This window comes from Christiangramia oceanisediminis (assembly GCF_022570735.2).
In the GTDB taxonomy this organism is placed as follows: domain Bacteria; phylum Bacteroidota; class Bacteroidia; order Flavobacteriales; family Flavobacteriaceae; genus Christiangramia; species Christiangramia oceanisediminis.
The window spans coordinates 379,443-393,870 of the sequence record NZ_JANCNS010000002.1 but is presented as its reverse complement, the minus strand read 5'-3'; the positions used below and the strand labels follow the sequence as shown (position 1 = coordinate 393,870).

16 protein-coding genes are annotated in these 14,428 nt (G+C 40.4%); 11 read left to right on the top strand and 5 right to left on the bottom strand.

Going from position 1 to position 14,428, the window contains the following annotated elements:
* The 8 genes from MKO06_RS09120 to MKO06_RS09085 all read left to right on the top strand — a co-directional run bounded on the left by MKO06_RS09120 (window position 1) and on the right by MKO06_RS09085 (window position 7,632).
* Window positions 1-1,239 (top strand): MFS transporter, encoded by a 1,239-nt coding sequence (locus MKO06_RS09120; protein ID WP_241551872.1) that lies wholly within the window; start codon window positions 1-3, stop codon window positions 1,237-1,239.
* Between the two features lie 8 nt (window positions 1,240-1,247).
* On the top strand, window positions 1,248-2,381 hold the full coding sequence (locus tag MKO06_RS09115) for a Gfo/Idh/MocA family protein (protein ID WP_241552040.1): 1,134 nt from the start codon (window positions 1,248-1,250) through the stop codon (window positions 2,379-2,381).
* A gap of 29 nt (window positions 2,382-2,410) precedes the next feature.
* Complete coding sequence (locus MKO06_RS09110) at window positions 2,411-3,472, top strand: sugar phosphate isomerase/epimerase family protein (RefSeq protein WP_241551871.1); 1,062 nt, start codon at window positions 2,411-2,413, stop codon at window positions 3,470-3,472.
* A 3-nt stretch (window positions 3,473-3,475) separates the two neighbouring features.
* Complete coding sequence (locus MKO06_RS09105) at window positions 3,476-4,225, top strand: 3-keto-disaccharide hydrolase (protein ID WP_241551870.1); 750 nt, start codon at window positions 3,476-3,478, stop codon at window positions 4,223-4,225.
* A 68-nt stretch (window positions 4,226-4,293) separates the two neighbouring features.
* The gene (locus MKO06_RS09100) at window positions 4,294-5,514 is read left to right on the top strand and encodes a bifunctional alpha/beta hydrolase/OsmC family protein (RefSeq protein ID WP_241551869.1); all 1,221 of its coding nucleotides are present in this window, start codon (window positions 4,294-4,296) and stop codon (window positions 5,512-5,514) included.
* A gap of 104 nt (window positions 5,515-5,618) precedes the next feature.
* Window positions 5,619-6,212 carry a superoxide dismutase family protein gene (locus tag MKO06_RS09095; protein ID WP_241551868.1) on the top strand — a complete coding sequence of 198 codons (594 nt, stop codon included), beginning with the start codon at window positions 5,619-5,621 and terminating at the stop codon, window positions 6,210-6,212.
* A 92-nt stretch (window positions 6,213-6,304) separates the two neighbouring features.
* Window positions 6,305-6,835 carry an RNA polymerase sigma factor gene (locus MKO06_RS09090; protein ID WP_241551867.1) on the top strand — a complete coding sequence of 177 codons (531 nt, stop codon included), beginning with the start codon at window positions 6,305-6,307 and terminating at the stop codon, window positions 6,833-6,835.
* On the top strand, window positions 6,835-7,632 hold the full coding sequence (locus MKO06_RS09085) for an anti-sigma factor (RefSeq protein ID WP_241551866.1): 798 nt from the start codon (window positions 6,835-6,837) through the stop codon (window positions 7,630-7,632). Before MKO06_RS09090 ends, MKO06_RS09085 begins: the two co-directional genes overlap by 1 nt.
* A 241-nt stretch (window positions 7,633-7,873) precedes the next feature.
* Here the strand turns inward: MKO06_RS09085 and MKO06_RS09080 are convergent, their stop codons facing one another.
* Genes MKO06_RS09080 through MKO06_RS09070 form a run of 3 tightly spaced genes read right to left on the bottom strand, consistent with a single transcriptional unit; the run spans window position 7,874 to window position 10,283 of the window.
* Window positions 7,874-8,629: a LytR/AlgR family response regulator transcription factor gene (locus MKO06_RS09080; protein WP_241552039.1), complete on the bottom strand. Its 756-nt coding sequence runs from the start codon at window positions 8,627-8,629 to the stop codon at window positions 7,874-7,876.
* A gap of 14 nt (window positions 8,630-8,643) precedes the next feature.
* Complete coding sequence (locus MKO06_RS09075) at window positions 8,644-8,967, bottom strand: 2TM domain-containing protein (protein WP_241551865.1); 324 nt, start codon at window positions 8,965-8,967, stop codon at window positions 8,644-8,646.
* Window positions 8,958-10,283 carry a 2TM domain-containing protein gene (locus MKO06_RS09070; RefSeq protein WP_241551864.1) on the bottom strand — a complete coding sequence of 442 codons (1,326 nt, stop codon included), beginning with the start codon at window positions 10,281-10,283 and terminating at the stop codon, window positions 8,958-8,960. The genes MKO06_RS09075 and MKO06_RS09070 overlap by 10 nt, the downstream gene beginning before the upstream one ends.
* 181 nt (window positions 10,284-10,464) lie before the next feature.
* On the opposite strand from MKO06_RS09070, the gene MKO06_RS09065 reads away from it, so the two are divergent.
* The gene (locus tag MKO06_RS09065; RefSeq protein WP_241551863.1) at window positions 10,465-10,899 is read left to right on the top strand and encodes a hemerythrin domain-containing protein; all 435 of its coding nucleotides are present in this window, start codon (window positions 10,465-10,467) and stop codon (window positions 10,897-10,899) included.
* Window positions 10,900-10,932: 33 nt separating this feature from the next.
* Here MKO06_RS09065 and MKO06_RS09060 read toward each other — a convergent pair whose 3' ends face one another.
* Window positions 10,933-12,240, bottom strand: coding sequence for an NAD(P)/FAD-dependent oxidoreductase (locus MKO06_RS09060; protein ID WP_241551862.1), 1,308 nt, complete (start codon window positions 12,238-12,240; stop codon window positions 10,933-10,935).
* A gap of 126 nt (window positions 12,241-12,366) precedes the next feature.
* Between MKO06_RS09060 and MKO06_RS09055 the strand changes: the two genes are divergently transcribed.
* Window positions 12,367-12,861 carry an RNA polymerase sigma factor gene (locus tag MKO06_RS09055; RefSeq protein WP_241551861.1) on the top strand — a complete coding sequence of 165 codons (495 nt, stop codon included), beginning with the start codon at window positions 12,367-12,369 and terminating at the stop codon, window positions 12,859-12,861.
* A 6-nt stretch (window positions 12,862-12,867) separates the two neighbouring features.
* Window positions 12,868-13,506, top strand: coding sequence for a hypothetical protein (locus MKO06_RS09050; RefSeq protein WP_241551860.1), 639 nt, complete (start codon window positions 12,868-12,870; stop codon window positions 13,504-13,506).
* Window positions 13,507-13,565: 59 nt separating this feature from the next.
* On the opposite strand, the gene MKO06_RS09045 is transcribed toward MKO06_RS09050, so the two are convergent.
* Window positions 13,566-14,369, bottom strand: coding sequence for a lysophospholipid acyltransferase family protein (locus tag MKO06_RS09045; protein WP_241551859.1), 804 nt, complete (start codon window positions 14,367-14,369; stop codon window positions 13,566-13,568).
* Between the last annotated feature and the right edge of the window lie 59 nt (window positions 14,370-14,428).

Sequence of the window (14,428 nt, the reverse complement as noted above, 5' to 3'; positions counted from 1 at the left end):
ATGACTAAACTTGTTAGATTTCAACTTTCCCTGATGATGTTCCTGGAATTCTTTATTTGGGGAGGTTGGTTTGTAACCCTTGGAACTTTTCTTGGAAATAACCTTAACGCTACCGATGTACAGATCTCTACCGCCTTTTCAACCCAATCATGGGGTGCTATTATAGCACCATTTATCATTGGGCTAATCGCAGATCGCTTTTTTAATGCAGAACGAATTCTAGGCTTTCTACATATTATAGGAGCAATATTGCTTTATATGATGTACATCAGCACCGATTTTTCAGGATTCTATCCGTTGGTTCTGGGTTATATGATTGCGTATATGCCCACTCTTGCACTTGTCAATTCGGTTAGTTTTAACCAGATGACAGACCCGGCAAAGGAATTTTCATTCATCAGGGTTTTTGGAACTATAGGCTGGATCGTAGCCGGACTAGTGATTAGCTATGTATTCTTCTGGGATGCTCCGGCGGCGAGAGAAGAGGGAATGCTAAAATACACCTTTTTAATGGTGAGCATCGCTTCGGCATTTTTGGGATTATTCAGTTTTACGCTCCCAAAAACTCCTCCAAGTACCGATAAATCAAAAAAAGTAAGTGTTGTGGAAACCCTTGGGCTGGATGCGCTGGGATTACTTAAGGATAAAAATTTCCTCATGTTCTTTATAGCTTCGGTACTAATTTGTATTCCACTGGCTTTCTATTATCAAAATACCAATCCGTTTCTTTCAGAAATAGGTGTTGAGAACCCTACTGGTTTAATGACCATCGGGCAGGTATCTGAAGTGCTTTTTTTACTGCTTCTGCCCTTTTTCTTTAAACGCTTCGGTTTCAAGATCACGATTATTGCAGGTATGCTGGCCTGGTCTTTAAGATACATTCTTTTTGCCTATGGAGATACTGGTGAATTGATGTTCATGCTAATCACGGGAATTGCACTCCATGGTATTTGTTATGATTTTTTCTTTGTTTCTGGACAGATTTATACCGATTTTAAGGCAGGTACGAAATACAAAAGTTCTGCACAGGGCCTTATCACCCTTGCTACTTATGGGGTGGGAATGCTGGTAGGTTTTTATGTTGCCGGCCTGATAACCGATGCTTACCTGGTAGGAGATAAATTACATGACTGGCAAAACATCTGGTTATATCCCTCCTCATTTGCATTTGTAGTTTTGGTACTTTTTGCCTTATTTTTTAAAAATGAAAAGATCGATAAAAAGGAAATAGAAATATAAGCAACCAAATTATGAAAAAGATAAAACTGGGGATCCTGGGCGGTGGTGAGGAATCCTTAATAGGAATTCTTCACAGAGTAGCAGCAAACATGTTCGACCAGTATGAGATAGTGGGCGGGGTCTTTGATTCTGAACACAGCAGAAGTGTTGATTTTGGAAATAAACTACAGCTGGACAAATCGCGTATCTACCGCGATCTTGACCATTTAGTTGAAGCTGAAATGAAGTTGCCAGAAAACGAAAGGATGCAGGTGATTTCGGTTTTAACACCTAATTTCCTGCATTTTCCCATGTCTAAACAATTACTGGAAAATGGTTTTCATGTAATTTGTGAAAAACCCCTTACCACTACCCTGGAAGAAGCAAAAACACTCGAAAAGATTCAGCAAGAGAAAGGAAGCATTTTCGGAGTTACCTACACTTATACCGGCTACCCAATGGTAAGGCAAATGAAAACCATGATCCAAAATGGCGAAATTGGCTCCATTCAAAAGGTTGATGTACAATATTACCAGGGATGGATCAATCCGCTTATACATGACAAGGAAAAACGTAGCACAACATGGAGACTGGATCCCGAAAAATCGGGCATCAGTTGCTGTATAGGAGATATAGGAACCCATGCATTCAATATGGCCGAATATGTGACCGGTTTGAAAATCCAGGAGATACTGGCAGATCTTAATTATCTTTACGAAGATAACCCCATGGATATCGACGGTACCGTTCTTTTAAGATTTTCAGAAAAAACCAAGGGCGTACTTAGAGCCAGCCAGATCGCAACTGGGGAGGAAAATAATTTTACCGTAAAGATCTACGGAGATAAGGGCGGATTAAAATGGGAACAGGAAAACCCTAATTATCTTTATCTATTGAAAGAAGGTCAGGCTTTGCAGGTACTTAAACCGGGACATCCCTATAATAGTGAATTTTCACTGGAGGGAACAAAATTACCCCCAGGACACCCGGAAGGGATCTTTGATTCTATGGGTAATATCTATTTCGGGATTGCCAGGGCGATCAGAAAAGAAAAAGGTTTTGAAGGGGCTTTCCCTAAACTAAGCGAAGGCGTTCGTGGAATGAATTTCATTGAAAAAACCGTCGAGTCTCACAAACAGGGAAATACCTGGGTAAAATTATAGAATGAAAAGCTTTCAAAAAAGAAAAGATTATGAATACCATTAAAGGACCGGCCGTATTTCTGGCTCAATTTGTAGATGATAAAGAACCCTTTAATTCACTTGACGGCCTTTGTAAATGGGCTTCAGACCTTGGATACAAAGGCATTCAAATCCCAACCTGGGAAACGGGCCTCATAGATCTCAAAAAAGCTGCAGAAAGTAAGACCTATTGTGACGAGCTAAAAGGAAAGGTAAATTCTTACGGACTTGAAATCACCGAACTCAGCAGTCACCTACAGGGCCAGCTTGTTGCAGTTCATCCCGCTTATGATATCATGTTCGATAATTTTGCACCGGATAAATTTAAAGGGAATCCTAAAGAACGTACACAATGGGCTATAGACCAGTTAAAGTATGCTGCAAAGGCCAGCAGAAACCTGGACCTTGATGTTCACGGTACCTTTAGTGGTTCACTTCTCTGGCATACGGCACATCCATGGCCACAAAGACCAGACGGTTTGCTGGAGATGGGTTTTGCTGAACTCGCCAAGCGCTGGCTACCTATTTTAAACGAATTTGATGAACAGGGCGTTGATGTTTGTTATGAGATCCATCCGGGAGAAGACCTGCATGACGGGGTTACTTTCGAACGCTTTCTGGAGGCTACCAATGCGCATAAAAGAGTAAATATTTTATACGACCCCAGCCATTTTGTGCTGCAGCAACTGGATTATATCACGTATATAGACCATTACCACGAATACATCAAAATGTTCCATGTTAAGGATGCCGAATTTAATCCAACCGGCAAAAAAGGAACTTTTGGTGGTTATGCAGACTGGAAGGATCGCGCAGGAAGATATCGCCACCCGGGAGACGGACATGTTGACTTCAAAAGCATCTTTACCAAATTAACCGAGTACGGCTGTGATGTTTGGGCCGTTCTGGAATGGGAATGCTGTATCAAGTCTCCTGAACAGGGAGCACGCGAAGGTTCTGCATTTATTCAGGACCACATCATAGAGGCTACTCAAAAACGATTCGACGATTTTTCGGGATCTAAGCCAGATCAGGAGAAATTAAAACAAATTCTAGGACTCAATAAAAACTAAAAAATGAAAAGATCAATTATTTTAACCTGCTCTATTCTGGCAATTCTATCTTCCTGTAAGGACGTGGAGAAAAAGGAAGAAAATATCGCCAAAACCGAAACTGAAGAAAAGATGACTGAAGACAAACAGGAAGAATGGCAGGAACTTTTCAATGGAGAGAACCTGGATGGATGGAAAGCCTATAACAGTGATAAAATTTCAGAACAGTGGAAAGTAGAAGATGGTGCAATAGTCTTTAGCCCGATGAAAAAGGTAAAAGGCTCGGAAAACCTGATAACCACCGAAGAATTTGAAAGTTTTGAACTTTCACTTGAGTGGAAAATTTCAGAAGGTGGAAACAGTGGCATCATGTGGGCCGTACAGGAAAAGAAGGAATTCGGCGAGCCATATATTACCGGGCCGGAAATCCAGGTTCTGGATAATAAAAGGCATCCAGACGCTAAAAATGGTGAGGATCGTACCGCAGGTGCACTTTACGACCTGGTAGCTCCTTCACAGGATGTTTCCAAAGCGGCTGGCGAATGGAATAAAGAAGTAATTCATATAGATTACGAGAATAACACCGGCTGGGTAGAACTAAATGGAACCAAAATAGTAGAATTCCCCTTACATGGCGAAAAATGGCAGGAGCTGGTTAATAATTCCAAATTCAAAGACTGGAAGGAATTCGGAACTACCAGGAAAGGACATATCGCGTTACAGGATCACGGCGATAAAGTATGGTTCAGGAATCTCAAAATAAGAAAACTATAATTTTCACTTAAAGCTGCCATCAGGCAGCTTTTTTTTTGGATTTTTATATCTCAATTAAAATGTAAGAGATGGAAGCGATCAAAGTGAAATTCAAGAATAAAGACTCGCAGGAGCTTAGTGGTGTCCTGGAATTACCTGGCATTAAACCACCTGCCAATTTCGTAATATTCGCCCATTGTTTTACCTGTAACAAGAATTTTCACGCGCCGAAAAATATCAGTGAAACACTGGCCTCGAAAGGTTTTGGGGTACTTCGTTTCGATTTTACAGGACTGGGCGAAAGCGAGGGCGACTTTCCTGATACCAACTTTTCAGCCAATGTAGAAGACCTGATAGCAGCCGCAAATTTCCTGGAAACCGAATATAATGCACCAACCATCATAATCGGCCATTCTTTAGGCGGTGCTGCAGCGCTGTTTGCCGCTAAGAAGATTTCATCTATTAAGGCCGTGGTTACGATCAACGCCCCTTCCAAACTGGAACACGTTAAAAAACATTTTTCATCTAGCCTGGAGGAAATTTCGGCCCAGGGCTATGCAGAGGTCAAGATTGGGGGAAGAACATTCCGGATCAAGGAGCAGTTCGTAAAAGATCTGGATAAGAATCAGGAATCCCTTGCCTTAAAAGATCTTAAAAAAGCATTTCTAATCCTGCATTCACCACAGGACGAAATCGTTTCGATACAACATGCCGAAGAGCTATATACGGCAGCCTGGCATCCAAAAAGTTTTATCTCACTTCAAAACAGCGATCACCTGCTAAGCAAAGCCGATGATGCCAGGTATGCCGGTAAATTAATTGCCGCATGGTCTTCCAAATATGTCATTGAGCCTGCGACCAGGGAACTGGAAACCGATCATGAAGTTATGGCCAACCTTGGAAAGGAAGGTTTTACAACTCATATCGTGGCCGGGAATCATCATTTTGTGGCTGATGAGCCTAAAAGTGCTGGTGGAAGTGATTTGGGACCAAATCCTTATGAATTATTATCAGCGGCGCTCGCGGCCTGCACTTCCATGACGCTTCAAATGTATGCTCGACGAAAGAAATGGGTGCTGGATAATGTCGAGACCCATGTTAATCACTCCAAAAAGCATCCGGTGGATTGTGAGAACTGTGAGAAGGATTCAGCAAAAATAGACCAATTTGAAAGAGAGATTCTTATTCACGGACAGCTGGACAACGCCCAAAAAAATCGATTGCTGGAGATCGCAGATAAATGTCCGGTGCATAAATCACTGGAAGCCCAGGCTAATATTAATACCAAATTAATAAGCCCTGAAGATTGATTGCAGGATCATCTCATTGTTAAGCTATACTTAAAACTTTGGTAGTACCTGCTATTACATTTAATTTAGTTAGTAACAAATTGTAAAAAACCAATCCAATAACTATGAAACGTATTAGTTTATCACTTCTTGTTTGTGGCAGCCTTTTGATCTTTGGCTGTAAAAATGAAAAAAAAGATAGCGACGAGGTCAATTCTGAAAACAATACAGAAATGACTTCTGATATGAACAAGGAGACCGAAGAAGTAAAAAAGATACAGGTTGAAATGAATGCGGTTAGCGATTCCAATCTTAGCGGAAATGTGGTTTTCACCGAAGAAAATGGCGAAGTTTCCATGACGGCTATTATTAGTGGTCTTGCCGAAGGACGACATGCTATTCATATTCATGAAAACGGCGATTGCTCTGCAGCAGATGGTTCATCGGCCGGTGGGCACTGGAATCCAACAGACCAGCCACATGGAAAATGGGGTAGCTCTGATGGTTTCCACAAGGGAGACATCGGGAATTTTGAGGTAGATGCCAACGGTAATGGAACTGTGAATTTAACTACCGATGAGTGGTGTATAGGTTGCGGGGATCCAAATAAGGATCTTAAGGGTAAAGCCGTGATCGTACACGACGGAGTAGATGATTACACTTCTCAACCTTCCGGTGCCGCCGGGACAAGAGTTGGTTGTGGTGTAATTGGAATGTAGTTCCATTAAAACCTAAAAAAGGAGCGGCTTTCCAGCCGCTTTTTTTTTGATTTAAATAAAATCCTCTATTTTTAGATACTGAAACCTATTATATGCAACAGGACGGGCTAATTCTGGAATTACAAAATGGTAACCAGAGGGCATTTGAAAGATTGTATGAACTCTACTCTGAAAGCATCTTCGGAATAATTTACAGTATAGTTCAGGACGAAAAAATCGCTGAAGAAATTCTCCAGGATGTATTTTTAAAGGTCTGGGATAATGCCGGTTCTTATAATTCTGATAAAGGCCGATTCTTCACCTGGATACTTAATATAGCCAGGAATGCTTCCATAGACGAATTGAGATCTAAACGGCATAAGAACAAACAAAAAAACCTCAAGGCCGATAATTTCGTAAATGTATTAGAGAATAGTACACATTTCTCCAACCGAACTGATGCAATTGGTATTAAGAAATATATCGCCGTTCTTAAACCGGTTTGTAAAAAATTAATAGACCTCCTGTTCTTTAAAGGTTTTACCCAAAAGGAAACGGCTGAAGAATTAAAAATGCCTTTGGGAACCGTTAAAACTAGAAACAGAGCCTGTATTAATAAACTTCGGGAATTATTAGCTGAATAATGGATATAAAAGAATACATATCGTCTGGTATACTTGAATTATACGTATATGGTGCTCTTACCGAGGAGGAAAGCCGTGAGGTTAGCCGCGTATTAAAAGAACATCCTGAGATCAGTAAGGAAGTAGAAGAGATAGAACAAGCCTTACAGGAACTTTCTACAGCTGCGGCTCCATATTATCCTGAAGACATTTTAGCGAGGATAAGAAGCAAGATAACCAATAGCAGAACAATTCCGCTGAAACCAAAAACCAGGACTAACTGGGTTTCTTATATAGGCTGGGCGGCCTGTCTACTTTTATTTGTTGGCCTTTTCTTTCTGATGAGAGATAATAATCAATTGAGGGATCAGCTTAACTCAGAGCGGGTTAAAGTAGCTCAACTGGAACAACAAATCGCAGATGCACGCAATGACGCCGAAAAAACACGTGAGCTGCTGGCCGTACTTAGGAGTAAGAATATCTCAAGGGTTCCACTACAGGGACAGGCACCGGCACCAGAAGCCTATGCAACCGTATACTGGAACCAGCAGGAAAACAAAGCCTATATCGATGGAAAGGATCTGCCTGAACCACCTTCGGGAATGGTTTACCAGGTCTGGTCACTTAAACTTGACCCGCTTACACCTACAAGTATTGGATTGCTAAGTGAATTCCAGGAAGATGATAATAAGATTTTTACCCTGGATAACGCAAACGAATCGGAGGCTTTTGGAATCACACTTGAACCGGAAGGCGGTAGCGAAACACCAAACCTGGAACAACTCTATGTGTTAGGTACCGTTGCAGCGGCTCCATAAGAAGAATATTTCATAAACAGAAAAGCCCTATGCATCGCATGGGGCTTTTCTTTGAACACCCAGAGAGAATTTCCGGGGAAATTTCCTGCTCTCCAAGTATCTAACCAACCAAAAAATCAAAACCTCAAATCTAAAATTTGAGAAACAAGAAATTATGTACAGAACTCTAAAGTTCTATATTAAAATATACGAAAGGTTGGTATTTTCGGTTTTAAAAAACTGTGTATTTAACAATTAAATATCAATTGTTCAGCCAGGATTTGAAGTCTTTAACCCGCTCCCTGCTTACTATCAGAGGGAATTCATCAAATTTATCAAGTTTTATCTGAAGTCTCGAATTCGTATAAGAGAGGATATCTTTGATGGAGCCTATATTAATGATACATTTTCGATTGATCCGGTAGAAATGTTTTGGATCTAATTCGTCTTCCAATTGCTCCAGCGGAACATCAACCGGATAACTTCGGCCGGAAAAACTATAAAGGTAAGTTGCCTTATTTTCAGAATAAAAACAGGCGATCTCAGAAACCTCCACCAGCTTTAGATGCTGTCCCACCTGGGCAGTATATCTAGACTTATAGCTCTTTTCCTTAACCGGCAGGTTTAAAAGGCTTCTTAGGTGGTGAAGATCAACCTGCTCATTTGGCTGTATTGATTTCCGAAACTTGGCTATGCCAATTTCAAGTTCTTCTTCATCAATGGGCTTAAGAAGATAATCTATACTATTAAGCTTAAAAGCACGAAGGGCATATTCATCATAAGCAGTGGTGAATATTATAGCACTTTCTGTATCAACATGCTCGAAGATATCGAAAGATAAGCCATCGCTCAACTGGATATCCAGAAAAATAAGGTCGGGATGCTCTTCGTTCTTTAGCCATTCTACCGATTCAGTTATAGAATGTAATAAGGAGATGACCTTTATACCATTTCTTTCAAGCATACGCTGCAACCTTCGTGCTGCCGGCTTTTCATCTTCAATAATTATAGCTCTAATTGCTGCCATATCTATTATTCCCAGGTTTTTCTTTTGTCCCGGTCCATGATCTCACGGGTCTTACGCTCTTCCCAATCCCTGCCAAAGAATAAGCTGGATCCAAAGACGCTGGCCCAGTGAGCGAATAAGCCTATTCCCCAGAAAAAGATGGTAGAATAATTAGAAATGTTGGTCAACCCGTTGATAAACCCTTCATCCTGCGTTGTTACTATAAAAATAGCCGCATTGATAAACAGGAATACAACCAGGTGAGTGTAAAACCCTTTAATGCTTTCTACCTTCTTCTGAGCTTCTTTATAACTCATACGTTTTTTATAATCTGACTCCATTATTTCCATGATTTAGATCGTTGTTCTTCTTTTTCCATCAATTCCTGAATTTTACGTTCTTTCCAGTCTGAACCAAATCCAAAAACCGAGAATCCATGGATGGTTAGACCTATCCCCCACCCGAATAAAGGAAACCAAAACCACTGAAAATCCCAGTAAGTATAATAGTTCACAAATATTAGAAAAGGAATTACCACTGCGTATGAAATAAGGTTTCCATAGAATTCCTTGATCTCCTTTACGCGTTGTTTTGCCTTGAAGTAGGCATTTTCCTGAAGTTCATCATCTGTTTCCATAATTGAAATTTGTTTGGTTAATAGAGGTAATTTCACTCTGAAGAGCTCGTCATTCTGTTCTATTTCCAGTTTGCGGCTGGTGACTACGTCATAGCGGTTCACGATATTCTGAAGCCCCACCCCTTTTCTGGTACTCAGGACTTCTTTTTTCTGAAAATTATTTTCCACCACGAGATAAGCATCGCTTTCATAGATTCGAATTCTAAGCGGTTGATTTTCACTTACGATATTGTGCTTTATCGTGTTCTCAAGAAGTAATTGAAGAGAAAGAGGAACTACCCTGGCATCTTCATATTTCAGCTTATCTGGTATCTCGAAAAAAATAGAATTCTCGAACCTCATTTCAAGCAATTTAATATAGGTGCTCGCAAAGTTCAATTCTTCCTGTACGCTAACCAGTTCCTTGTCTTTTTGTTCCAGGACATAACGATAAACCTTAGATAAAGAAGTAGTGAATCGCTGCGCCTGTGCAGGATTTTCATCTATCAGTGAAGCCAGTACATTCAAACTATTAAAAAGGAAGTGTGGGTCTAATTGATTTTTTAAGGCATCGAACTTTGCCGAGGCGGTTCCTGCAATAATCTTTTGTTCCTTCACCTTCTTTTCCTGTATCGCCTTATACGTATAGATCAGGTGAAAGAAGAGCGAGACGATGGTGGTGAATAATAACGGGAATAAATAATAATTAATTCGTTCGTTCTGAATAAATTCATCGAATGGCATTCCTTCGAAAATTGTCTTATTTACTAACCGGCAAAAAAAGAATCCGGCCAGGGTAACGGCGATCGTTCCAAACGAAGCGAGGATCACGGTTCTTAGATTTGCTCCTTCGTATCCAATCTTGTTCACGAACCAGATGATATAAAAGCCGTTCAACATGGTTAGCACAAAAGAATAGAAATAATACATGCCCCAGTATTCAGGATCGGTAAGCTTTTCAAACCTCATACCTGAAAAGGTCGTATCAAGAAGAATCACGATAAGACAAACGACCACGCTAACCTTCAGTATTTTTAATAGATCCTTCATTGTATTTTAATTCTGATGCTAATTTGGGATGAAACTGGAAAAACTTAAAATCATAGTTTCTGAACTGTCAGATTTCCTTACCCAATTGTCATTCGGTTTCTTTTAGCTTTTCCTTTCTGAAAATTAAATAATCTTTAACAATTAAATGAATAACTTGGATGCTAAACCAAAAAATTAAAGAATGACCATTTTTGAAGCACTCAGGCAGGAGCATGAGATTCAGCGGGATCTTATCGCAAAACTCATCGAAACTGAAGGAAAGACCGAGGAACGAAAAAAGATATTCAGCGACCTTAAACATGAATTGAAGATCCATGAAGATGCCGAAGAAAGACATTTCTATGTGCCTTTAATGGAGAAGGACCTTACACAGGAGAAAGCAAGACACAGTGTAGCCGAACACCATGAAATGGATGAACTGGTAGAAAAGCTGGAAGATACTGAAATGGACGCTTCCAACTGGCTGAAGATCGCCAAGGAACTGGAGCATCAGCTTATTCATCACCTGGACGAAGAAGAGCATGAGGTCTTTCAGATGGCTGGCAAGGTTTTAACCGAAAAACAAAAAACCGATCTGGCTTCAGATTATAACAAGGAGATCAGAAAGAATCGATAAAAAAATCCCCGCCTTTTGAAGCGGGGATTTTTTTTAAACTTTTTCCTTATCAAGGCTCATTCGCTCCTCGTGGCCTTTAAATGGCCTGATGATAAGTCTCGCTGCCTTGTCATAATTGATATAATTATAGATCCAGTTGAAAAAGGTAACGGTTCTGTTCCTAAAGCCTACCAGGAACCACAGATGCACGAACATCCATACGAACCACGCAAAAAAGCCTGAAAATTTCCATTTATGAAGGTCTACGACAGCTCGGTTTCTACCCACGGTTGCCATGGTACCCTTGTCGAAATATTCAAAAGCTTCCAGCTTCTCCCCTCTTATTAAACGCTTGATGTTCTTTGCCAGATGTTTTCCCTGCTGGATAGCAGGTTGAGCAACCATAGGATGACCTTTTGGAAATTCTTCGGTTTGCATAAGCGCAATATCACCAATAGCAAAAATGTTCTCATAACCATTTACCTGGTTAAAGGCGTTAACCTCATATCTATTCGCTTTTTCAACTATGGCCGATGCGTTCAATCCCTTGACCGGGGCTCCGGTTACCCCCGCAGACCAGATAAAGGTTTCGGTCTTGATGGCGAGATCGGTATTGGTTTCTACAAGATGGCCATCATAAGACTCCACCATAGTATTCAGGTGAATCTTCACTCCCAGTTCTTCGAGCATCTCATGCGCCTTTTCTGAAGCATGTTCACTCATAGGTGGCAATACCCTGTCCAGCCCTTCCAGTAAATGAATGTTCATTTCATTTGGATCAAGATCTGGATAATCTCTTGGCACTATATGGTTTCGCAGCTCGGCTATCGCACCGCTTAACTCAACCCCTGTAGGCCCGGCCCCAACCAGCACAAAATTCAATAAGGATTTTCTTTTTTCAGGATCATCAGTAATAGTGGCCTGTTCGAGATTTTCAAGGATCAGGCTTCGAATATTCAATGCCTGCGGAACTGTTTTCATCCAGATACCATGCTTCTCGATACTTTCATTTCCGAAGAAATTGGTTTTGGAACCAGTGGCGATCACCAGGTAATCATAGACCAGATCACCAATATTGGTATGAACCGTATTCTCTTCGGCAGAAATGGATTTAACCTCTGCAAGCCGAAAAAAACATTTCTCGCTGGAACGGGTTATTTTTCTTAAAGGATAGGCGATCGAATCAGGTTCCAGCCCTGAAGTGGAGACCTGGTATAACAAAGGCTGAAAAGTATGATAATTATGGCGATCCAGTAAGACCATTTGCATATCTTCTTTAAGGATCTTGCGTGCGAGTGCCATTCCGGCGAAACCACCTCCTATAATTACAACTCTTGGCAGACTGGTTTTTGGGATATTCATGTATTCGGCGGGTTTTATCCAAATTTAATATTTATAGAAGTAATTAAGGAGCGATTAACTTTAAATTAAAGTTTTTTGTAACAAAACCTCTATTTTAGGTACCTATCCTTTGCTAACCAAACTTTCGTGAACAAGGAATTAGAACATCAGTTTGTAAAGAACCTGGAGAAGCATCAGAACATAGCGCACAAGATCTGCAGGATTTACACTCATGACCAGGAATCTCACAATGATCTTTTCCAGGAGATAACCATTCAGCTGTGGAAGGCCTATCCCAAATTCAGGGGGGATGCCAAGTTTAGCACCTGGATGTACCGCGTAGCCCTGAACACTGCCATTACTCTTTACCGCAAAAAAAAGAGAAGCATTAAAACCCAGGATTATGACAGTGTTCACTTTAAAATAAAGGCCGAACCTTATGATGATGAGATCGAAAAGCACTTAAAATTGATGTACGACGCAATTCGGGAACTCAATGATATAGATAAAGCCCTGGTTTTTCTTTACCTGGAAGACAAGAATTATTCAGAGATCTCGGAAACCCTTGGAATAAGTGAGGTGAACGCACGGGTAAGAATGAATAGAATAAAAACAAAATTAAAGAATATTATTAATCCTTGATAGTATATGGATAACCTAGATCTGTTAAAAAAGGATTGGAAGAAACAGGAGGCGAACCTTCCTCATCTATCCTACGACCAACTCTACAAAATGATATGGAAGAAATCTTCCTCTATCGTAAAATGGATATTTGTTATTAGTATTCTGGAATTTATTCTTGGAGCTGCGCTTAATATCATTCTGGTAGACGAGGAATATTGGGCTGAAATGGAGAAATACGGGCTTACTGAATTCACCATAGCCGTATATATAATTTCTTATTTAATAACCTTTTATTTTATATACAGGTTTTACAGGAACTACCAGCGTATCTCTGCTACAGAAAGTGCGAGAATTTTAATGCAGAATATTATCAGAACCATTAAAACCGTAAAATATTATATAGGTTTTATCCTGATTTCCACCGGGATCGTATTTTTAGCAACCTTCGTACTGATGATTCGTTCGCATGCATTGACGGCCGATTCCAATGGAACCGATATGTCCTTTGACACGAAACAATGGATACTTTTTATAGGTGGGACACTACTGGCCCTAGCAATCATTCTTGGAATAATATGGTTGCTCTACCGGGTGGTTTATGGAATTTTGCTTCGTCGTTTGAACAAGAACTACAAAGAACTCAAGAAGTTAGGGATTAATTAATTAGGTATCTGTTTTAATTTAAAGGCCTGCTATGCCGGGCCTTTTTTATTTGAATGTATTTAATACCCCCAACGTCTCTGCTCGTTGAGATCTTCCATAGCCTGGATCTCCTCGGCAGGAATAACCTTTAGGAACGAAGGATGCTGTTCAATCGCGTACTCCAGCTTTTCAACGATCTCTTCAATCGATTCATTTTCATAATCGATATCCAGCGGTTCCTTGATCTGAAAACTCTGAAGAATTCCACGTTTTTTTATGCGCAATCCTTTCTTGTCAAAAGATCTTCGAAAACCATCTATCACGATAGGGATGACGATAGGCTTATGGTTTTTTATAATATGCGCCGTTCCTTTTCTAATAGGTTTGAATGGCTTGGTAGTTCCCTGCGGAAAGGTGATCACCCAACCATCTTCAAGGGCTTTCCCAATATTTTCGGTATCATTGGGATTCACCTCTCTTTTTATCTCTTTTCCTTTAGACCGCCAGGTGCGCTCTACGGTAATAGCACCTGCATAGGCCATGATCCTTGCAAGTAAACCCGCTCTCATGGTCTCCCTGGCAGCAACGTAATAAATATTAAGTTTAGGTTGCCAGATATAACCAACATTCTTGATACTGTCTACCCTGCCGCTAAGGCTGGCATTAAAAACATGGAACATGGCAGTAACATCGGCAAAATAGGTTTGGTGATTGGATACGAAAAGCACATTGGTTGGAGGCAGGTTTTTGATAATCTCTGAGCCTTCAATCTGTAATTCATTGAATCCTCGATATCTTCTATGGGTAAGCACTCCAAATATTCGAATTAGCCATTTCTTTAATATCAGATAATGTCCAAACGGGTTTTTCTTCAACAATCCCATGATTTTCACTTCAATTTTGCAAATTCCGAAAAGAATTGCCGACAAATATACTAATTTCC

Coding starts and splice junctions, on each gene's coding strand:
- MKO06_RS09120 (WP_241551872.1), top strand. CDS start 1: ATGACTAAACTTGTTAGATTTCAACTTTCCCTGATGATGTTCCTGGAA.
- MKO06_RS09110 (WP_241551871.1), top strand. CDS start 2,411: ATGAATACCATTAAAGGACCGGCCGTATTTCTGGCTCAATTTGTAGAT.
- MKO06_RS09105 (WP_241551870.1), top strand. CDS start 3,476: ATGAAAAGATCAATTATTTTAACCTGCTCTATTCTGGCAATTCTATCT.
- MKO06_RS09100 (WP_241551869.1), top strand. CDS start 4,294: ATGGAAGCGATCAAAGTGAAATTCAAGAATAAAGACTCGCAGGAGCTT.
- MKO06_RS09095 (WP_241551868.1), top strand. CDS start 5,619: ATGAAACGTATTAGTTTATCACTTCTTGTTTGTGGCAGCCTTTTGATC.
- MKO06_RS09090 (WP_241551867.1), top strand. CDS start 6,305: ATGCAACAGGACGGGCTAATTCTGGAATTACAAAATGGTAACCAGAGG.
- MKO06_RS09085 (WP_241551866.1), top strand. CDS start 6,835: ATGGATATAAAAGAATACATATCGTCTGGTATACTTGAATTATACGTA.
- MKO06_RS09075 (WP_241551865.1), bottom strand. CDS start 8,967: ATGGAAATAATGGAGTCAGATTATAAAAAACGTATGAGTTATAAAGAA.
- MKO06_RS09070 (WP_241551864.1), bottom strand. CDS start 10,283: ATGAAGGATCTATTAAAAATACTGAAGGTTAGCGTGGTCGTTTGTCTT.
- MKO06_RS09065 (WP_241551863.1), top strand. CDS start 10,465: ATGACCATTTTTGAAGCACTCAGGCAGGAGCATGAGATTCAGCGGGAT.
- MKO06_RS09060 (WP_241551862.1), bottom strand. CDS start 12,240: ATGAATATCCCAAAAACCAGTCTGCCAAGAGTTGTAATTATAGGAGGT.
- MKO06_RS09050 (WP_241551860.1), top strand. CDS start 12,868: ATGGATAACCTAGATCTGTTAAAAAAGGATTGGAAGAAACAGGAGGCG.
- MKO06_RS09045 (WP_241551859.1), bottom strand. CDS start 14,369: ATGGGATTGTTGAAGAAAAACCCGTTTGGACATTATCTGATATTAAAG.